General features: G+C 69.3%; 15 protein-coding genes. 7 read left to right on the plus strand and 8 right to left on the minus strand.

Annotated features, from left to right (window positions below):
- Window positions 1-4 precede the first annotated feature (4 nt).
- Both AB0N89_RS21045 and AB0N89_RS21050 read right to left on the minus strand, forming a co-directional pair.
- Window positions 5-1513 carry a CYTH and CHAD domain-containing protein gene (locus AB0N89_RS21045; RefSeq protein ID WP_364206844.1) on the minus strand — a complete coding sequence of 503 codons (1509 nt, stop codon included), beginning with the start codon at window positions 1511-1513 and terminating at the stop codon, window positions 5-7.
- A gap of 70 nt (window positions 1514-1583) precedes the next feature.
- Window positions 1584-2441: a helix-turn-helix transcriptional regulator gene (locus tag AB0N89_RS21050; protein WP_364206846.1), complete on the minus strand. Its 858-nt coding sequence runs from the start codon at window positions 2439-2441 to the stop codon at window positions 1584-1586.
- Between the two features lie 407 nt (window positions 2442-2848).
- Between AB0N89_RS21050 and AB0N89_RS21055 the strand changes: the two genes are divergently transcribed.
- A complete protein-coding gene (locus AB0N89_RS21055; protein WP_364206848.1) occupies window positions 2849-3979 on the plus strand; it encodes an erythromycin esterase family protein in 1131 nt (376 codons plus the stop codon).
- A gap of 174 nt (window positions 3980-4153) precedes the next feature.
- Here AB0N89_RS21055 and AB0N89_RS21060 read toward each other — a convergent pair whose 3' ends face one another.
- Both AB0N89_RS21060 and AB0N89_RS21065 read right to left on the minus strand, forming a co-directional pair.
- Entirely contained in the window at window positions 4154-7120 is a 2967-nt protein-coding gene (locus AB0N89_RS21060) for a BTAD domain-containing putative transcriptional regulator (RefSeq protein ID WP_364206850.1), read from the minus strand.
- An 86-nt stretch (window positions 7121-7206) separates the two neighbouring features.
- Window positions 7207-7917, minus strand: a complete 711-nt coding sequence (locus AB0N89_RS21065; protein WP_364206852.1) for a DJ-1/PfpI family protein — start codon at window positions 7915-7917, stop codon at window positions 7207-7209.
- 98 nt (window positions 7918-8015) lie between these two features.
- Here AB0N89_RS21065 and AB0N89_RS21070 point away from each other — a divergent pair, with 98 nt between their 5' ends.
- The 3 genes from AB0N89_RS21070 (at window position 8016) to AB0N89_RS21080 (ending at window position 10830) form a co-directional block, all read left to right on the plus strand.
- Window positions 8016-8993 (plus strand): GlxA family transcriptional regulator, encoded by a 978-nt coding sequence (locus AB0N89_RS21070; RefSeq protein WP_364206854.1) that lies wholly within the window; start codon window positions 8016-8018, stop codon window positions 8991-8993.
- Window positions 8994-9034: 41 nt separating this feature from the next.
- Window positions 9035-10465: a YibE/F family protein gene (locus AB0N89_RS21075; protein ID WP_364206856.1), complete on the plus strand. Its 1431-nt coding sequence runs from the start codon at window positions 9035-9037 to the stop codon at window positions 10463-10465.
- A 98-nt stretch (window positions 10466-10563) separates the two neighbouring features.
- Entirely contained in the window at window positions 10564-10830 is a 267-nt protein-coding gene (locus tag AB0N89_RS21080; RefSeq protein ID WP_364206858.1) for a hypothetical protein, read from the plus strand.
- On the opposite strand, the gene AB0N89_RS21085 is transcribed toward AB0N89_RS21080, so the two are convergent.
- Both AB0N89_RS21085 and AB0N89_RS21090 read right to left on the minus strand, forming a co-directional pair.
- On the minus strand, window positions 10802-11458 hold the full coding sequence (locus AB0N89_RS21085; RefSeq protein ID WP_364206860.1) for a hypothetical protein: 657 nt from the start codon (window positions 11456-11458) through the stop codon (window positions 10802-10804). The two genes, AB0N89_RS21080 and AB0N89_RS21085, sit on opposite strands and share 29 nt — an antisense overlap.
- On the minus strand, window positions 11458-12066 hold the full coding sequence (locus tag AB0N89_RS21090) for an MBL fold metallo-hydrolase (protein WP_364206862.1): 609 nt from the start codon (window positions 12064-12066) through the stop codon (window positions 11458-11460). The genes AB0N89_RS21085 and AB0N89_RS21090 overlap by 1 nt, the downstream gene beginning before the upstream one ends.
- Window positions 12067-12222: 156 nt before the next feature.
- Here AB0N89_RS21090 and AB0N89_RS21095 point away from each other — a divergent pair, with 156 nt between their 5' ends.
- A complete protein-coding gene (locus AB0N89_RS21095; protein WP_364206864.1) occupies window positions 12223-13083 on the plus strand; it encodes a peptidylprolyl isomerase in 861 nt (286 codons plus the stop codon).
- Between the two features lies 1 nt (window position 13084).
- Window positions 13085-13870 (plus strand): aminotransferase class IV family protein, encoded by a 786-nt coding sequence (locus tag AB0N89_RS21100; protein ID WP_364206866.1) that lies wholly within the window; start codon window positions 13085-13087, stop codon window positions 13868-13870.
- 41 nt (window positions 13871-13911) lie between these two features.
- Here the strand turns inward: AB0N89_RS21100 and AB0N89_RS21105 are convergent, their stop codons facing one another.
- Complete coding sequence (locus tag AB0N89_RS21105) at window positions 13912-14691, minus strand: enoyl-CoA hydratase-related protein (RefSeq protein ID WP_364206868.1); 780 nt, start codon at window positions 14689-14691, stop codon at window positions 13912-13914.
- A 60-nt stretch (window positions 14692-14751) separates the two neighbouring features.
- Here AB0N89_RS21105 and AB0N89_RS21110 point away from each other — a divergent pair, with 60 nt between their 5' ends.
- A complete protein-coding gene (locus AB0N89_RS21110; RefSeq protein ID WP_364206870.1) occupies window positions 14752-16896 on the plus strand; it encodes an NACHT domain-containing protein in 2145 nt (714 codons plus the stop codon).
- On the opposite strand, the gene AB0N89_RS21115 is transcribed toward AB0N89_RS21110, so the two are convergent.
- Window positions 16893-19223 carry a bifunctional (p)ppGpp synthetase/guanosine-3',5'-bis(diphosphate) 3'-pyrophosphohydrolase gene (locus AB0N89_RS21115; RefSeq protein ID WP_364206871.1) on the minus strand — a complete coding sequence of 777 codons (2331 nt, stop codon included), beginning with the start codon at window positions 19221-19223 and terminating at the stop codon, window positions 16893-16895. The two genes, AB0N89_RS21110 and AB0N89_RS21115, sit on opposite strands and share 4 nt — an antisense overlap.
- Window positions 19224-19252: the final 29 nt, after the last annotated feature.

Consider the following 19252-nt stretch of genomic DNA (forward strand, 5'->3'; position numbering starts at 1 on the left):
TACCTCATTTGAGCCATTTCGGTCGCGAACCTTTACTCAGTCCTTGCCATTCCTCCGCGAAGCGCCGGTGCGCGGCCTCGGCCGCGGCGACGGAACGACCGTGCAGGAGGCCGTAGGTGAAAGCGTTTTCGGCCTCGGCGTAGGCACGGAGACCCAGAAGTCGCAGGACCTCCCGGGTGACCACGACATCGTGATGCGTACCGAGAGTGGTCTGCACGGCCTTGACGTTCTTTCGCCATTTTCGAAGCTTCTTGCCGGACACCGGCCGGACCGTGTCCGCGGCGTACCGGGCACGCTTCGCCTTCTTGCGCACCTCGTGCAGTTCCGCGTCCTGCTCCGGACCGGGCTCCAGGTCGCTCGCGGCCGTGACGGCCCGGCGGAGCTTCCGTTCCGAACGCGCGACCGCTTTCCGCAGCTCTTCCTTGCCGCCCTTGATCTTCCGCGGCTTGGCGATCACCTTTTCCAGTGATCGCAACAGGTCCGTGTAGCGCTTGCTGTCGAGCGCCTCGACGGCCCGCGCCTTGGTTTCTTCGGCCTCCCGGGCGAAGTGCCGTGTCATCAACTGCTCGACGTTGCCCAGCACCAGTTCCGCGGGGAGCGCCTTGACCTCGTCGCGCAGCCGCGCGGCCATCACCTCGGTGTCCCGCGCCGGCCCGAGCTCGCCGCCGAGCCAGCGGAGTTCGGCGGCGAGCCCGTCCGCGACGTCGGCGTCGAGGGAGCGGCGGAAGGTCTTCAAGGCGCTCCGCAGCCGCCTGCTCGCGACCCGCATCTGATGCACCGCGTCCTCGGCGTCCCGGCGGACACCGATGTCGTTGCGGCGCAGCGCGTGCAGGTGTTCCGCGAGATAGTCGGCCAGTACCGAGCCGGTGGTCCCCCCGGACGACGGTACGAGGTCGTCGGTCAGCCGCCGGAGCTTCGACGGCCACCTCGACCGCTCCGCGCCCGCCTTCACGACAGCCCTGTCCAGGCTGTCGAGCACCTTCGGATCGGTGCCGGGCGAGAGCTCGATCTCGAGCTCCCGCCAGCGGTCGAGATGCGCCTTCTCCCCGCCCGCCTCGCCGGTGACGACGTCGTCGGTCAGCGTCGCGACCTCACGGCCTTTCGCGTCGAGCAGGGCGTACGACGTTCGCTCGGTGCGCAGATGCGCGGCTTGGACGAGTTTGGCGCCGAGGGTGTGCGCCCGGACCAGTTTCGCCAGCGCGCCGGGCACCTTGTCCGGCTTGCCCGACAGCGGGAGGCGGAGTTCCTCGCGCCGGTCCGCGCCGACGGGCAGTTTGAGATGCCAGCCCTCGTCGCTTCCGCCGAGCCTCCGCCGCAGCGTGATACCCGCTTGCGCGAGGCGGAAGTCGGCGGTGTCGAAGTACGTGGCGTCGAGGACGTCGACCCTCGGATCGGCCTGGTTCGTCACGGGACCGGCCGGGGCCAGCGGCGGGATGGGCCTGTCCGCCGCCAGGTCGTACTTCCGCTCGATCTCCGCCTCGGCGACCGGGGCACCGTCCTGAGTCTTCGTCACCACGTCCTCCTTCTCCTCGGCTACCCGGAACGATTACCCCAGGAAGAGGCGACGGGAAACCCCGATCGGGTCACTCGTCCATCCGGTCGTACCGGTCCGCCCAGTCGGCGAGCATCTGGCGTGACCTTTCCTCGGTCAGGGTATCGCTTTCCAGTCGCGCGACAAGCGAATAATACGCCTCGACCGCCACCCGGTCGTCGATGAACATTCCGGCCGCGTAGGAATCCGTGTACACCACCGCCGGATGCTCGGTGAATTCCATGATGGTGAAAGAATTCTCGATCGTCCTGCCCACTTCGTTGCTTTCGGGGACGATCCGGATGGAGCAATAGGGCAGGTTCGCCGACAAAACCAGATGGAGCAACTGCTCGTGCATGATTCGGGGACTCCCGACGACCGACCGCAACGCACGCTCGTGGATGTGGAACCGGCACCGCGGCGGGCGGTCCCGGCGCAGCAGCCGCTGCCGGTCCAGGCGGGCGTTCACGATCTGGTCCAGTTGGTCCTCGCCGCGGTTGCCGATCAGTTCGTAGGCGGTGCGGGCGTACGGTTCGGTCTGCAACAGCGCGGGAAGCGTCAACGACTCGTAGCGGACGATGGTGTGCGCGAGATTCTCTTGTATCGCCAGGGATCGCGTCGGGTCGACGAGTTCGTCGAAGTACGGCCGCACCCAGTACAGGTCCCCGCCGGGCTGGGTCAGTTCCAGCAGCAGGTCGCGCTCCGGTTCCGCCTCGCCACAGGTCGCGAGGTACAGCGCCGCGTCCACCACGGACAGCTCGCGCAGCCCTTGCTCCCACCTCGTGACCTTGCTCTGCAACCAGCCGTTACGGCGGCTGACGTCGGCGCCGCTGAAGTGTCTGCGCTGCCGGAACGCCTTCATGCGGTGGCCCAGTTCCCGGGTCCGCGCCGTCGAATCCTTCTCAACCATGCGGCACAAGCTAGAGCGGAATTACTTCCGCGCGGACATTGCCACGCGGCAATTCACCTCAACAGCTGATAACTTGCGCTCGCGCATTCTTGCGAAGTGCTGCTTCGCAAGCGAAGCAGCTTCGCGCGCGAAGGGTTCTTTAAGCTTTATAGCGGAAGAATGGAATGAGAGCCAGCTATTCGAAGGTGGATTTGTTGCGCCGCCGCGAGGACCGCCCGCTCACCTCCCTGACGATGGGTGGTCCGTGAAGGCCTCCTTGAGGGGACTCTGGGTCCCTCAAGGAGGCCTTCACGGACTTGGGGCATCCTCAACCAGCACCTATCCGGATGTTTGAAGCTTTCTCGCCCACCACTTGCGCTCTGGGAAGCAAAGCTTCAATCGGCACATCAACGATACGCTTGAACCTCATGAGTCAAGACATCCGAGACTTCGTGACCCCCTCCTGCGACCTGCTCGGCCTGGGTGAGCCGACGCACGCGACCCCGGTCTTCGCCGAGATCCGCAACCGGCTGTTCGCCCAGCTGGTCGACCGTGGCTTCCGCTCGATCGCCCTCGAAACCGACCGCGTGGCCGCGCTCGTCGCGAACGACTACGTCCAGGACGGCACCGGATCCCTCGACATCGCCATGAGCGAAGGCTTCACGCACGTCTTCGGCAACGTGGAGGCCAACCGGCGGCTGATCGAGTGGATGCGCGAGTTCAACGACGGCCGCCCCGCCGCGGAACGGCTCGCGTTCCACGGTTTCGACACGCAGACCGAGAACACCTCCGCACCCAGCCCGCGCCGCTATCTCGAACACGCCCGCGACTTCCTCGGACTCGACGTCGACATCGCGGGTCCGGCCGGTGACGACGAACGCTGGAGCCGCACCGAAGCCGTCTTGTACGCGGCTTCGTCGGTCGGTGCCACAGCCGACGCCTACCGGCTGCGCGCGATCGCGGCCGACCTGCTCGCCGCGCTTCGGGCGCGGAAGCCGGAACCGGTCACCGACGCGTGGTCGCGGGCGGAGCTCCACCTCATGGCCGGGATCGATCTGCTGCGTTACCACCGGCAGTGCGCCGAACCCCTGGAGCCGAGCGAACGGTACATGCCGCTGGTCGCGGCCAGGGACGCCTTCATGGCGCGGAATCTGCTGGAGATCCGCGACGCCGAAGCCGGGCGGGGCAGGACACTGGTCTTCGCGCACAACCTCCATCTGCGCCGCCAGGCCAGCACGATGCGCGTGGCGGACACGGAGACCACCTGGTTCCCCGCCGGCGCGCTGGTGTCCCCGCTGCTCGGCGATCGCTACACCTTCGTCGCGACCAGCCTCGGCAGCTGTGAGTCCATCGCGCTTCAGGAGCCCGAGGCCGACACCTACGAAGGGTTCCTGCAGAAACACGTCACCATGCCGTGGAGCCTGCTCCCCACGTCCGACGTCCCGGCCGCGAGTGTCCGGACCGACCCTGTCCAGCGGCAGGGCTACTTCCCGCTCGACCAAGGGATCCTCACCGAGGCCGACGTCCTCCTGCACGTCCGCGGCGAGGACGCGCCCTAGCCGTCGAACCGGGTGACGCCTCCTGCCCTCGGAAGGCGTCACCCGGCCACGAGCACGCGCCGCCACCCCCAGTTCCGCGATTCGGGGCGGCGCGAAGTCCGCTCACCTGAGCGCGAGTCAACACGGCAGGGCCATAACTTCGCCAAACTCGGCGACCGGCGGCTCCCCGCCGGGCTATGCCGGGTTCGCTCCGAAGCGGATCTTCGTCAAGGCTTCACGAGCCCGATCCCGCTGGCGTCCGCCCGTGTCGACGGCGGAAAGATCCTTGAGCGCACGCAGTTCCCACACCGGGAACCCCAGTTCACGGAACAATCCCGCCGCGGTCCGAAGGCCCGCGGCGGCTTCGGTCGCGACGCCTTCGGCCGCCCGTAGGCGCCCGAAGCTGAGCAACGCGTATCCGCCGCCACGGCGGTCACCGAGTTCGCGGAACGTGTTCATCGCGAGTCCCAGATGGTCCGCCGCCCGGGTGTGCTCGCCCGCGAGCCGCAGGGACTCACCGAAGCTTCTCTGCGTATACGCGGCGGCATGCCGGTGCCCGGCGTACTCGAACAGCTCCAGCGACCGCGAAAGACAGAGTTCGCTCTCCCCCGCGTCGCCCGATTTCGCGTGGAGATCGCCGAGACTGCGCAGGACGTGCGCCTCCCAATGGCGTTCACGCGAGCTCCGGGTGCCGATCAGCGCGCTCGTCAGCAGATCACCGGCTTCGTCCAGCCGACCGTGCCGTCGCAGGACGTCGGCGTACCGCTTGGCCGATCTGTCGTGCTGCCGTCCGTCTTCGCAATGCAGCGAGAGCAGCAGGCTCGCGTCGAAGCATTCCTTCGCGCGCCGGAAATCGCCGAGGTCGTCCCAGAGCGAGCCGAACTGGGACGACGCCATCGCCTGTCCGGCGAGGTCACCGCAGTCCCGCAACAGGTCCAGCGCCTCCCGCAGCGCGCCGACCGCCGAGTGGGTCCGGCCGGAGTCCGCGTCGACGTCGGCGAGCGCGACGAGCGCGGTCCCGGTGCCCCGCGGGTCGCCCGAAGAGCGGAATCGAGACTCGGCGAGCGAGAAACACGTCCTCGCGCGGGCCAGATCCCCCGCGTCGGCGTGGGAATGGCCGAGCTTCAGCAGCTTCTCCGCCTCGGCGGGAAGGTCGAGGCGGTCACGCACGACGCCGAACCCGAGCCAGGCGGGCGAGCCGCCGTTCCGGGGGCCGACGAGGTCGCTGTAGGCCTCCGCCAGCCGGGCGGTCAACTCGGTCCAGCCGTGGTTCTTCGCGGTCCGGACGGCGAGCGCGAGGTTCGCGGACTCCGCGGCACGCCAGCCGGCCGGATCGGCGGCTACCCGGTCCGACGCGGCCGCCGGCGCGTCCAGCCGCCGAGGCGGCGGGTACTCGGCGCCGAGGGCGGCGGACGCGTGTTCGGCCAAGGCCGCCGTGACCGTGAGCGCGCGCCTGAGCGCTTCGGGGTCCGGCGGTTCCCGGTGCGCGAGCCGGACGAGCCCCGGCAGCCGGTACCGGAGGAAACCGGCCTGGTCCGGCTCGGCGCGGAGCAGGTGATCGTCCACCAGTTCGTCGAGCAGCCGGGCCGCTTCGCGGGACGAACAGCCCAGCAGGGCCGTCGCGAACCAGTCGGCGACCTCGCTCGCCCCTGGGAAAGCGAGCAACCGCAAGGAGTTGCGCTGTCCGGGCGAAAGCTCGGTGAGGGCGTCGGCGAGCACCGGACGGACGGCCAGATCTCCGACGGCGAGTTCGTCGAGGCGGAGGCGCTCGTTCTCCAGCCGCGTCGCGAACTCGGCGACGCTCAGCCTCGGCCGCTGCACCAGCTTCATCCCCGCCATCCGCACCGCGAGCGCGAGGCCGTCGCACGAAGCCAGCACCCGGCGGACGGCGTCGGGTTCGGCGGACAACCGCTCCTCCCCGGCGATCGCGCCGAGCAGAACCCTTGATACCGCGGAGGACAGCGGACCGACCTCGACCGGTCTCGCCCCGGCGAGCCCGGCCAGCCGTCGCCGCGTCGTGACGATCGTCGCGCAGCCGGGACCGCTCGGCAGCAACGGCCGCACCTCGGCCTCGGACCGGCAGTTCTCGAGGATCACCAGCAGCCGCCGATCCGCGGTGTGGCTCTGCCACAACGAAACCAGCCCGGCGCGGTCGGCGGGGAGCTCCGCCTCCGCGAGGCCGAGCGCGCGGAGGAATCCGGTGAGCACGTCACCGGTCTCGCGGAGATCGGCGACGAGCTGGCCGTCCGGGAATCTCTTGCGCGTCCGCCAGGCGGCTTGGACCGCCAGCGCGCTCTTCCCCGCTCCCGCCGCACCGTGCAGCACGACCGGCGCGGGAGTCCGCAGCGCGCGGGCGATGTCCGCGAGTTCACCCGTCCTGCCGGTGAAATCCGGTGTCGCGGCGGGAAGACGGCACGGTGGACCGCACGCCGACCAGCCCGTTCCGGCGATCCGGCGATGGGTCGCGAGCAGGTCCTCCCCCGGCGAGACCCCGGCGTGCTCCCACAGCGTCCGGCGGCACTGGTCGAGGACGGCCAGCGCGGCGTCCCGGCGCCCGAGTCCGTGCAACGCCTCCGCGAGCCAGCCGGCGAAGCGCTCGTCACCCGGCCGGGCGGCGAGCTCCGGTCCCAGCCGGTCGGCGACCGCCTTGTGATCGCCGGCCGCCAGATCCAGCTCAACGAGCTTGCCCACCACCGAACACCGCTGGTCCTCCAGCCAGAGCCGGTGTGCTTCCACCAGCGGACCGGCCGGGACGTCGGCGAACGCCCGGCCGCGCCACAAACCCCATGCCCGTTCGAGCAGCGCCCTGCGTTCCGCGCCGGTCGCCGTCGCGGCCGCGACGGTCAGTCCGGAGAAGGCGGCGACGTCCAGCTCGCCCTCCGACACCGTCAGCCGGTACCCGCCCCGGCCCGCCCGCAGCCGCTGCCGGACGTCGTCCACCGGCAAACCGGGTGACAACGCCTTGCGCAGCTTGGAAACCGCCATCTGCACGACCGCGGCGGCACTCGACGGCGGGTCCTGCGGCCAGAGCTCGTCCACGAGGGTGTCCCGGTGGACGAACTCGTTCGGCCTGGTCAGGAGCACCGCGAGCACTCGCCGGGGCTGAGCCGCCGACGGGAGCGGGACGGAGGCCCCGAGCGGGCCGAGCACCTTGAACTCCACGGACCACCTATCACCTGGACGGATGACCAGAATGTAACCCGGCGCCGTCCCCGTTCCGGCGGTTTCTCACCCGGATGGCCGCCCCCTCACGGCCCGGTGTGCGCGAGCAGCTTGTCCCGCAGGGCGGGTTCGTCCGCGAGCGCCTCGTTCAGTGTGTGTTCCAGCAACGGCTTGAGGTCACCGTACGGTCGCTTCGACCAGTCGAGCGGGCCCTGCGGCGGCTCCGGGTCGTACTCGATGACGAACTGGATCGTCCGGGCGATCTCGGCGCCGACGAGCCGCTCGACCAGGTGCAGCGCGAGATCGATCCCCGCCGACACCCCGGCGGCGGTGATCACGTTCCCGTCCTCGACCCAGCGCTCGGCGACCGGTTCCGCCCCGAACGCGCGCAGGAACTCCCGGAACATCCAGTGCGTCGCGGCCCGGCGGCCCTCCAGCAGGCCCGCCTGCCCCAGCAGCAGCGATCCCGTGCACACAGAGGTCACGAGTTCCGCGTTCTCCCCGGCTTTCCTCAGGTATCCGACCAGCTTCTCGTCGGCGAGCGCCTTCAGCGTCGGCGCGGCTCCACCGGGGACGAGCAGTGCGTACGGCGACGGGACCTCGTCGTAGGTGTGGGTCGCCACCAGCTTCAGCGGGTTGTCGGTGACGACCGCGTCCTTGGTCTCGCCGACCACGACCGTCCGGTACTCCGGCACCGTGCTCGCCATCCCGTCCAGCACGGTCAGCGGCCCGACCATGTCGAGCGGGGTCATCCCCGGGTACACCACGAAGGCGATGGTCTTCTTGTCGTCTGTCATGGGACAACGGTGTCGCAGGGGCGACGCCGGGGCGGGCCGGATGTCCGGATTCCTGCGAACTACGTCCGACGGCCGGGCGCTACTGCTAGCGTTCGATCATGCCGGGTTCACCCAGAAGAGTGTTGATCGTCGGCTACAGCAATGCCGAGATGCTCGACATCGCCGGTCCGGCGGACGTTCTGGACGCGGCGACCAAACTCGGCGGCAAGCCGGGGTACGAGATCATGCTCGCCAGCGTCGACGGCCGCGGCATCCGCTGCGAGTCCGGGCTGACGCTGCAGGCACAGCACCGGCTCGACCAGGTGACCGGCGAACTGGACACGCTGATCGTCGCGGGCGGCACCGGACACGAGGCCGCCGCGGCCGACGCGCGGGTCGTCTCCCACATCCGCAGGCTCGCGCAGCACACCCGCCGCGTCGCCTCGGTGTGCACCGGAGCCACCGTGCTCGCCGCGTGCGGGCTGCTCAATGGGCGCCGCGCCACCACCCATTGGCGGTTCGCGAACCGGCTCGCCACGCGCTATCCGGCGGTGAACGTCGACCCGGTGCCGCTGTACGTGCGCGACGGCAACGTCTACACGGCCGCGGGCGTCACCAGCGGGATCGACCTCGCCCTCGCGTTCGTCGAGGACGATCACGGCCCCAGCCTCGCCAGGGAGACCGCCCGCATGCTGGTCACCTACCTGCAGCGGCCGGGCAATCAGGCGCAGGTGAGCATGTTCCTGTCCGGTCCGCCGCCGGAGAACCGGCTGGTCCGCGACATCACGGCGTACGTCGCCGAACACCTGGCGGGTGATCTCGGCACGGCCGTCCTCGCCGAGCGGGCGGGTATCAGCACCCGGCAGCTGACGAGGTTGTTCGACGCGCATCTGAGCACGACGCCCAGCAGGTACGTGCGGGCGGCGAGGACCGAGAACGCGGCGAAACTGTTGTGCGGCACCGAACTCCCGCTCACTTCGATCGCGCGGCGATGCGGTTTCGGGTCGACCGAAACCCTTCGGCAAGCCTTCCTGGACCACTTCGACACCCCGCCTTCGGCCTACCGCCGGGTCCACCTGAGGCAGGCGTTCGGCTAGGCCGTGTGCGGCACGGATCACGGACTGTGGAGGATGTGCGGGTGAACCGCCGCGACATCTCCGACGACGACACCGGCCCGATTCGCCGGGTAACGGACACCCCGTCCGATCGTTCGCCCGGAACGTCCCGTTCGCCGCGCCGGACCCCGCCGCCGGAGGGCACGCGACGTCCCCGGCCCCCGGCCCAGCGGCCCCGGTCGACCGAGCAGGGCAAGCGACGCGCGGCCGAGCCTGAGCCGGAACAGAAGCCCGCGCCCAAGCCGGTCGGGCACGGTCACGGGCATTCGCATGGTCACGGCCCCGCCGCGCCCGCGTCGCACCGGGTCCGGCTGCTGCTGATGTGGCTCCTGATCCCGCTCGCCGTCGCGACCGTCGCCGGCATGGTCTTCCTGTACCCGTGGGGCAAGGATCCGGTGAAAAGCGTGTTCCCCCAGGGAACCCCGGTGAGCGCCACGGTCACCACGACGATCACCGGACCGTGCCTCGCCGAGGGCCAGGTGCAGGTCGGCGAGCCGCCGCCGGACGCGAAACCTTGTCTCACCAGCGAAGTGACGATGACCGACGGTCCCGGGGCGGGCAAGCCACTGAAGCTGACGCTCCCGATCGAGCCGAGCACGCCGCGATTCGCCGCGGGTGACAAGGTCGTGCTGTCCTACAACGGCGGCGACGCCGCGAATCCCGCGTCGTTCCAGATCGTCGACTTCCAGCGTGGGATGCCATTGCTGCTGCTCGCCGGGCTGTTCGCGGTCGCGGTGATCGTGCTGGGCCGCTGGCAGGGACTCGCCGCGCTGATCGCGCTGGGGCTGAGCTTCCTGGTGCTGGCGCTGTTCGTGCTCCCTTCGATCCTCGCCGGGGAAAGCCCGCTGCTGGTGGCGATCGCGGGCGCCGGGGCGATCATGTTCGTCGCGCTGTACCTGACGCACGGGCTGTCCGCGAGAACCTCGGTGGCCGTGCTGGGCACGCTGGTGAGCCTGATCCTGATCGGCGTCCTGTCGGCGATCTTCTCCGCCGCGGCGTCGCTGACCGGGCTGGACGACAGCACTTCGCAGCTGATCGGCTCGCTCGGGCACGGGATCGACGCGCGGGGCCTGCTGCTGGCGGGCGTCGTGATCGGCGCCCTCGGCGTGCTGGACGACGTCACGGTGACGCAGACCAGCGCCGTGTGGGAACTGCGCCGGGCGAACCCGTCGCTCGGCTGGCGCGAGCTCTACGGCGCGGGCCTGCGGATCGGCCGCGACCACGTCGGCTCGGCGGTCAACACGCTCGTGATGGCGTACGCGGGGGCGGCGTTGCCGGTGCTGCTGTACACGTCGCTTTCCGGAGTGGGACTCGGCTCGATCCTCGGCGCGGAGGACATCGCGCAGGAGATCGTGCGGACGCTGGCCGGCAGCGTCGGCATCGTCGCGGCCGTCCCGGTCACCACCGTGCTGGCCGCGCTGATCGCCTCGCGGGAGCCTCAAGAGTCCCTGTAGCCACAGGCACCCCAAAGGGCGAGCCCACCGCGCGATCACGGGCCGAAGTCGGGTACGAAGAGGCCGCACCCGAGGTTCGCCGCGTGATCGGAGGGGCCATGTTCGACGTTTTCGACGCTGCGTTAGCCATCCCCAGACAGCTGACCGCCGTCGCGCGGCGGGTACTCGTCTCGACGCTGGAAGCCGTCGAGGCGGTCCCCAAGATCGCCGCCGCGCTCGACGATGTGCGGTCGACGCTCAAGCACTCCGAGCGGCTGGCGACCTTCGCCGCGGGCGAGCTGCCGGAGATCGTCTACCAGCTGGAAGAGATCAAGGCACGGCTGGAGAAGCTGGAAACTAGTCGAGTGTCGCCACGAAACGGCTGACGGCCTCCATCGTGAACCGCTGGATGTACTTCCCGCTGGGCGCCGCCGAGGCCAGCCGGTAGAGCGGCCGTTCCGCCGCCGCGTCGCCGCGCGCCTCCGACTTCAGCTGCGCCACCAGCAGTTCCGAGAACACCAGGCCGTTCGCGTCGGTGTTGTTCAGCAGCGCGTTCGCCAGCTTGCGCAGCTGCAGGATGCCGAGCTCACGGCCGCCCGCGCCGGAGTACACGGCCAGATCGACCTTCGCCACCTTGCGGCGTTTGCCCGCGTTGACCAGCAGGCTGACCGTCCGGGTGCCGCGCACGTCGCTGATCACCAGGTCGATGCGCTCGGCCGCGGTCAGGTCGATCCGCCGGATCCCCCAGGTCCGCACGATGAGCGTCTGGCCCTCGAGCCAGACCCGGCGGCGCAGGTTGTAGAGCATGACGTAGATCAGCGGCAGCGCGATCACCGCGGCGACCACGAGCCCGGCGATCTCGCCGCCGATCAGCCCGGCGATCCCGCCGAACGCGGCCGCGAAGATCACCACACCGGCGATACCGGAGCAACCGCGCCGTCGGCGGAGCTTGGGGTCGTCGTGGAAGAGAGGGAGACGCTCGGAGGTCGCGGGCGTCCCGGTCGGCTCGGTCATCACGCGCCCGTCCCGGCCAGGAACGGGTTGGCCGCCCGCTCCTGCCCGATCGTCGTGGCCGGGCCGTGCCCCGGCAGGACCACCGTGTCGTCCGGCAGTGTCATCACCTTCGCGCCCAGGGATCGCACGAGTTCGTCGCCCTCGCCGTCGGACCGGCCGATCGAACCGGCGAACAGGCTGTCCCCGGTGAGCACGATCCGTCCGCCCTCGGCGGAGGTCAGCCCGAAGACCACCGAACCGGCCGTGTGTCCCGGTGTGCGGGACACCGTGATCTCCAGTCCGGCCAGCCTGAGCGGGCCATCGACGAGTGACACGATCCCGTCCTTCCGTTCCCCGGCGCCCGGCCCCAGCAGTGGCCGGTCCGCTTCGTGCAGATAGAGAGGTATCCCGTGGCGCGTGCCGATCTCGTCCGCCGAGGCGACGTGATCCGGGTGGCCGTGGGTGGCGAGCATCGCGACCGGCGTCAGGCCATGTCCGGAAAGTGCGGCTTCGAGCGGTTCGTTGACGCCCTCGCCAGGATCGACGATCACGCACTCCCCGCCGCCGTCCACGGCGAGCAGGTAGCAGTTGGCTTCGAGGGGGCCTGTCGGAAATCCGACAACCAGCACGAAACGCCTCCTCAGTTCTTCCGCCGAACAGGTGACAGGATGGCCCTGATCACGATCAAGTAAGCCTAGCGGCCCCTGTACGGGGGTCTCACAGGCTGTGCCCATAGACTTCCGCTACCTCAGACGTGTGACATCGAGTGGAAACCGGGAGGGCGGGTGCCGACCAACCAGCAGCGCCGCGAAGCCGCGAAGCGCAAGCTCGAGCGACAGATCGTGCATCGGGCCGAAAGGGCCAAGCGACGCAAGATCGTCGGCTCGGTGGCGGTCGTCGGCGTCGTCGCGATCGTGGCAGGCGCGGTGTGGTGGATCGTCAGCAGTAGCAGTGGTGGTGACGACGCCGCGTCCGACGCTTCGCCGAGCTCGGCTCCTCCCACCCCCGAGGTCACCATCCCCACGGAGCGCGCTCCGATGCCGAAGCGGCCGACGCCGCTGGCGAACCCGGTGTCCTGCGACTACAAGGACGACGCCAGCAAGCAGGCGTCGAAGAAGGTGAACAAGCCGGAGGGCAAGGACGTCTCTTCGAACGGCACGGTGAACGTCGTGCTGAAGAGCACCGCCGGCGACATCCCGCTGACGCTGGACCGGGGACTCGCCCCGTGCGCCGTCCAGAGCTTCATCAGCCTCTCGCAGCAGGGCTACTTCAACGACACCAAGTGCCACCGGCTCGGCACCACCGGCCTGCAGATGCTGCAGTGCGGTGACCCCGAAGCCAGCGGCATGGGCGGCCCGGGCTACACGATGCCGGACGAGGCGTTCAAGGAGATCAAGTACGGCCGCGGCATCCTCGCGATGGCGAAGACGCAGCAGCCGAACTCCGGCGGAAGCCAGTTCTTCATGGTCTACGGCGAGGCCGAACTGCCCGCGGATTACTCGGTCTTCGGCAGCATCTCCGACGAGGGCCTGAAGGTCCTCGACAAGGTCGCCAAGGCAGGCGCCAACGCGCAGGCCGGCAACGGCGACGGGACCGGCCCGCCCAACACCGAGGTCAAGTTCACCGGCGTCACGGTCAACGCCTGACGTGAAGCTGGAAATCAACGGCGCGCCCGCCCGGTCGGAAGACCTGGCGGGCGCGTTCGGCTATGCCCACTTCACCGCGATGCAGGTCCGCGACGGCAAGGTCCGCGGTCTGGACGTCCACCTGGACCGGCTCGTGACGAGCACGCGGCGATTGTTCGCGAGCGAACTCGACACCGAGGCGGTGCGCGGGTACGTCCGGCGGGCGATCCAGGGTGCGGACGCGCTGTCCGTGCGGGTGCTGGTCTTCTCCCGCGCGATGGACTGGTCCGACCCCGGCGCGCCCGCCGCCCCGGACGTGCTCGTCCGGACCGCGCCGCCGAAGGAACACGAACTGACGCCGCTGCGCCTGCGTTCCGTGCGCTACGAACGGGTGCTGCCGGAGGTCAAGCACGTCGGGTCGTTCGGCCTGGTCCATCACTCGCGTGAAGCGATGATGGCGGGCTACGACGACGCGGTGTTCGTCGACTACCAGGGCCGGATCAGCGAGGCGTCGATCTGGAACGTCGGTTTCCTCGAAGGCGGCACGGTGGTCTGGCCGCAGGCTCCCGTGCTCGACGGGATCACCCAGCAGCTGATCCGGCGCGGCTTGACGCGCCACGGGATCCCGCAGGAGACCCGCGACGTCCGTCCGGCGGATCTGCCGGGGTTCGACGCCATGTTCCTGACCAACTCGGAGTCGGTCGGCTGGCCGGTGGCGTCCGTGGACGACGTCGTGCTGCCGTTCGCGCCGGAGACCGGCCGGATCCTGACCGAGGCGTACGAAAGCAACCCCTGGGACGAGATCTAGCCGGTCGCCCTGACCGCATTCAGAGGACTGAACGCGTGTCCTCAGCGGTAGGTGAACTTCGGCGGTCGTCGCGCGAGGAAAGCGTCGACGCCCTCGGCGTAGTCCTCGCCGTGCAACGCGCCGAGCCGGATCTCGTCCACCTCGGCGTCGGATTCCTGTTGTCCCGCCACGATTTTCTCGATGATCCGGTTCATCCCGCGCACCGACGCCTGCGACCGTGAAGCCAGCGTCTCGACGAACTTCGACGTCGAAGACTCCAGTTCGTCGGCGGGGAAGACGTCGTTGAGCAGCCCGATCTCCCGCGCCCGCCGCGCGTCGACGAGTTCACCGGAGAGCAGGAAGTACTTCGCGTGCGCGGGGCCGACCAGTGAGACCAGCCGCCGGGTCGAATCGAAGTGGTAGACGATGCCGAGCTTCGCGGGCGTGATGCCGAAGCGCGAGCCCTCCGCGGCGAACCGGAAGTCGCAGGCGACAGAGATCTGGCAGCCGCCACCGATGCAGTTCCCCTGGATCATCGCCACCGTCGGCTTCCGCGACGCCGTCAGCGCCGCCACCGCGCTGTCGACGGCCTTGTCGTAGGTTTCGGCCGCCTCGGCGGTGGACCGCAGGTCCTGGAACTCGCTGATGTCCGCGCCCGCCGAGAAATGCGCGCCGGCGCCGGTCAGCACCAGGATCTTGATCGCCGGATCCGCCTCCACCCGCGCCACCACGTCCGGGATCGCCGACCACATCCCGTAGGTGATCGCGTTCATCTTCTCCGGCCTGGTGAACGTCAGCCGCGCGACCTCGCCGTCGCGAGTGAAATCGAACCCGTCAGTCATGTTCCGCACCCTAAGTGCGCGCCTCCACCGGAACCAGCCGGATGTGGGCAAGATGGTCCAATGCGTTCGCGACCAGCTCGACGACTCTGGCTCGCCGTCGCCCTCGTCGCCGGGACGGCCGCGCTGTTCTGGCTCACTTCGTGGTTGCTCGACAAGGGCAACGACGGCGCGGGCATCGCCAACGTGCTGGCCCTGCCGGTCGCGGTCCTCGGCAGCGTGGCCGCGTTCGCCGCCCTGCGGTCACGTCCCGAAACCGACGACCGAGCCATCCTCAGGTCCCGCGCCATCACGCTTCTCGGCCAAGTCATCAAGGCCGAGTCCAGGGCACTGCAGCAACTGCTCGGCGACACCGGCCACCCCGAACCCGCCGACATCGGTTTCGTTCGGACTCCACCGAACACCACGACTCCGCCCCGGCGGCCTGACGGCGGGACCACGATCGGATCCCTGAACACGGTCGCGGAATTCTACGAGGACGTGGCCTTCGGGCGGCTCGTGGTACTCGGCGAGCCGGGATCCGGGAAAACCGTCCTGCTGATCCGGCTGCTGCTCGACCTCGGGGAGAAAGCCCATGCCGCACCGGACGACGAGAGGATCCGGATTCCCGTCAAGCTGAGCCTCCCCTCGTTCGCGGACACTCGCCGGCCGATCATCGCCCGCGAACGACTGGAGGCCTGGATCGCGGAAGAGATCACGGACGTATACGGAGTGCCGAAGACGACGGCGAAGGCGTTGGTCACCGGAGGCTGGATCCTGCCGATCCTCGACGGGTTGGACGAGATGGACGGCGACTCGGCCAGTGCGCATCGGGCCGCCGAGGTCATCGCGGCGTTGAACACCGCCGGGGGCTTCAGCGGATGGCCTGTCGTCGTCGCCTGCCGGAGCGCCAACTACGAGAAACCGCCCTTACGGCTTCAGGACGCCGAATCGGTCACGATGAAGCCGCTCGGCACCGATCAGATCATCCGCTGGCTGTCGCACCGGTTCCCCGGCTCGACACGACCGGACGGTGTCCAAGCCCGTTGGCGACCTGTCGTCACCCGGATCAGGACGAACCCCACCGGACGGCTCGCGAAGTTCCTCTCCTCGCCTCTCCACCTTTACCTGGCGGTGAACGTCTTCCAAGGTCAGGCGGATGGACTGGAGCCACGCGAACTCTGCGACTTCGACAAGGACGACCTCAAGGATTTCCTGCACGAGAGGCTCATCCCCGCGGCGGTCGAGCATCATCCGGGCCCGGAAGGCACACCGTATCGAGCTGAAGAGGTTCGTGTCTGGCTGAGTACCTTCGCGAACCATCTGGCATGGATGGGCACGCAGGGGTACTCGAGAACCGACATCCACCTGCATGAGCTTTGGCGGACCGTCGGCGATCCGGCGCGACATGGCCGCAACGTCCGGCTGGGAGCCGCAGCCCTCGTCACCGGGCTCATCACGTTTCTCCTCCTTCTTTTGTTCCTTCGTGCATGGTTCTTCAGCACGAGCAGCGATCTTCGCGCCAATCCGGAACGGTGGTTCTTGATCGCGCCCGTGCTACTCGGCATCGGCACCCTCGTTTTCCGTTTCACGGCGACGAAAACGACCCGTGCCCTCGAACGGATCGAGCCCGCGCTTCTGTTCACCCGCGCAGGACGCCGCACCGTTCTGCGCACCGCCACCACCTGGATGGCGATCGGCGGCTTGATCGGCCTCCCGGCGGGAATCGGCGCCAGCCTGCTCTCCGGTTTCGGGGAGCTTCCCACCGTGGCGGTCGGTGGCGTCCTGACGTTCGGAGTGTTCGGCTTCGTGACCGGGCTCGTCGTCGGGGCCGGCGATATGACGACCCGGCTCGAAGCCGCGGACCGGCCGAGCCGACCACAACGTCGGATACGCGGCACGATCGCCGTACAGAGCATCATCGTCGGGCTATTTTTCCTGACGCTGGGCAGTCTTCCCGGAGGAGTCGTCGATGGTGTCCTGTTCGGAACAGCGGGCGGGCTGGGGCTCTTCCTGGCAGGGGGCCCGACTCCCAGGCTCCGCCACGACCTCGCCATCCGCTATCTCGTCCGCAGGAAGCGACTCCCCCGCCGTCCCGAGACGTTCCTGGACTGGGCTTACGACGCGGGCCTCCTCCGCTTGGCAGGAACCGCCACGCAATTCCGCCATCGCGAAGTCCAAGAGAGGCTGACAACGGACGGCCCCACCGACGCGATCGGCGCAGGCTAGGACGCCGAAGTCACGCGATAGACGTCGTAGACGCCCTCGACACCTCGGACCACCTTCAGCACGTGTCCGAGGTGCTTCGGGTCGCCCATCTCGAACGAGAACCGGCTGACCGCGACCCTGTCGCGCGACGTGGTCACCGACGCGGACAGGATGTTGACCTTCTCGTCCGCGAGCACCTTGGTGACGTCCGAGAGCAGGCGGTGCCTGTCCAGCGCCTCGACCTGGATCGCGACGAGGAACACCGACGACGCCGACGGTGCCCATTCGACCTCGACCAGCCTTTCGGGCTGGGCCCGGAGGTCGTCGGCGTTGGTGCAGTCGGTGCGGTGCACGCTGACCCCGCCGCCGCGGGTGACGAAGCCGAGGATCTCGTCGCCCGGCACCGGCGTGCAGCAGCGAGCGAGCTTGGCCCAGACATCACTGGCGCCCTTCACCACGACGCCGACGTCGTTCGAACCACGACGGCGGGTGACCGTGGACGGTGTCGCGCGCTCGGCGAGCTCTTCCTCCGCCTCGTCGACCCCGCCGATGAGCGCGACCAGCCGCTGCACGACGTGCTTCGCGCTGGTGTGGCCCTCGCCGACGGCCGCGTACAGCGAGCTGATGTCCGGGTGCCGCAGTTCGGTGGCGACCGCGCCCATCGATTCGGCGGAGACCAGCCGCTGGATCGGGAGGCCGACCTTGCGGACCTCCTTGGTGATGGCCTCCTTGCCGCCTTCGATCGCCTCGTCACGGCGCTCCTTGGCGAACCACTGCCGGATCTTCGCGCGGGCCTTGGGCGAACCGGCGAACTGCAGCCAGTCGCGGCTCGGGCCCGCCGTCTCGGCCTTCGAGGTGAAGATCTCGATGACCTCGCCGTTCTCCAGCTTGCGCTCGAGCGCGACGAGCCTGCCGTTGACGCGGGCGCCGATGCAGCGGTGCCCGACCTCGGTGTGCACGGCGTAGGCGAAGTCGACCGGAGTCGAATCGACCGGCAGCGTGATCACGTCGCCCTTGGGCGTGAACACGAAGATCTCGCGCGAGGCGAGCTCGTAGCGCAGGGACTCCAGGAAGTCGCCCGGGTCCGCGGCTTCACGCTGCCAGTCGAGGAGCTGGCGCATCCACGCCATCTCGTCGACGTCCATGGCGTTCCCGTTGTGGGTGCCCTTGGTCTCCTTGTACCGCCAGTGCGCGGCGATGCCGTACTCGGCGGTGCGGTGCATCTCGTAGGTACGGATCTGCACTTCCAGCGGCTTGCCGTCCGGTCCGATCACCGTGGTGTGCAACGACTGGTAGACCCCGAACCGGGGCTGCGCGATGTAGTCCTTGAACCGGCCGGGGACCGGCTGCCACAGCGCGTGGACGACACCCATCGCGGCGTAGCAGTCGCGGACGTCCTCGACCTGGATCCGCACGCCCACCAGGTCGTGGATGTCGTCGAGGTCGCGCCCTCGGACGATCATCTTCTGGTGGATCGAGTAGTAGTGCTTCGGCCTGCCCTCGACCTTGGCGGTGATCCGCGAGCCTTCGAGATTGCCGGTCAGCTCCGTGATGACGGACCGCAGGTACGTGTCGCGCGAAGGCGCGCGATCGGCGACCAGGCGGACGATCTCGTCGTACTTCTTCGGCTGCAGGATGGCGAACGCCAGATCCTCCAGCTCCCATTTGACCGTCGCCATGCCGAGCCGGTGCGCCAGCGGGGCGAGGACTTCCAAGGTCTCGCGCGCCTTGCGGGCCTGCTTCTCCGGCGGCAGGAACCGCATCGTGCGCATGTTGTGCAGCCGGTCGGCCAGCTTGATGACCAGCACCCGCGGGTCGCGCGCCATCGCGATGACCATCTTGCGGATGGTCTCGGCCTCCGCGGCCGTGCCGAGTTTGACCTTGTCCAGCTTGGTGACGCCGTCGACGAGCTCGCCGACCTTCTCCCCGAAGTCGGCCTTCAGGCTCTCCAGCGAGTAGCCGGTGTCCTCGACGGTGTCGTGCAGCAGCGCCGCGACCAGTGTCGTGGTGTCCATGCCGAGTTCGGCAAGGATGGTCGCGACCGCGAGCGGGTGTGTGATGTACGGGTCGCCGGACTTGCGCCGCTGTTCCCGGTGAAGCTCTTCGGCGGTGTCGTAGGCGCGCTGGAGCTGCGTGAGGTCCGCGTTGGGATGCAGCTCGCGGTGGATGACGGCGAGCGGTTCGAGAACCTGCTTGACCGGCGCGGCGCGCTGCGCGGTGATCCGGCGGGCGAGACGGGCACGGACCCGGCGCGTCGCGGACGGCGTCGGCGCGGCCCCCTGTCGCCCCGCACCGTTTTGCTCGGTGCCGTCCTTCGAGGACACCGCGGCATCGAGCTCTTGGCTCACCCGCACCTCCTGCGCTTCGTGCGGCCTTC

It is taken from the genome of Amycolatopsis sp. NPDC089917, from assembly GCF_040684635.1.
GTDB lineage: Bacteria > Actinomycetota > Actinomycetes > Mycobacteriales > Pseudonocardiaceae > Amycolatopsis.

Bases quoted from the DNA above. Each gene is read 5' to 3' on its own strand.
- AB0N89_RS21050 (WP_364206846.1), bottom strand. From the start codon at position 2,441: ATGGTTGAGAAGGATTCGACGGCGCGGACCCGGGAACTGGGCCACCGC.
- AB0N89_RS21055 (WP_364206848.1), top strand. From the start codon at position 2,849: ATGAGTCAAGACATCCGAGACTTCGTGACCCCCTCCTGCGACCTGCTC.
- AB0N89_RS21065 (WP_364206852.1), bottom strand. From the start codon at position 7,917: ATGACAGACGACAAGAAGACCATCGCCTTCGTGGTGTACCCGGGGATG.
- AB0N89_RS21070 (WP_364206854.1), top strand. From the start codon at position 8,016: ATGCCGGGTTCACCCAGAAGAGTGTTGATCGTCGGCTACAGCAATGCC.
- AB0N89_RS21080 (WP_364206858.1), top strand. From the start codon at position 10,564: ATGTTCGACGTTTTCGACGCTGCGTTAGCCATCCCCAGACAGCTGACC.
- AB0N89_RS21085 (WP_364206860.1), bottom strand. From the start codon at position 11,458: ATGACCGAGCCGACCGGGACGCCCGCGACCTCCGAGCGTCTCCCTCTC.
- AB0N89_RS21105 (WP_364206868.1), bottom strand. From the start codon at position 14,691: ATGACTGACGGGTTCGATTTCACTCGCGACGGCGAGGTCGCGCGGCTG.
- AB0N89_RS21110 (WP_364206870.1), top strand. From the start codon at position 14,752: ATGCGTTCGCGACCAGCTCGACGACTCTGGCTCGCCGTCGCCCTCGTC.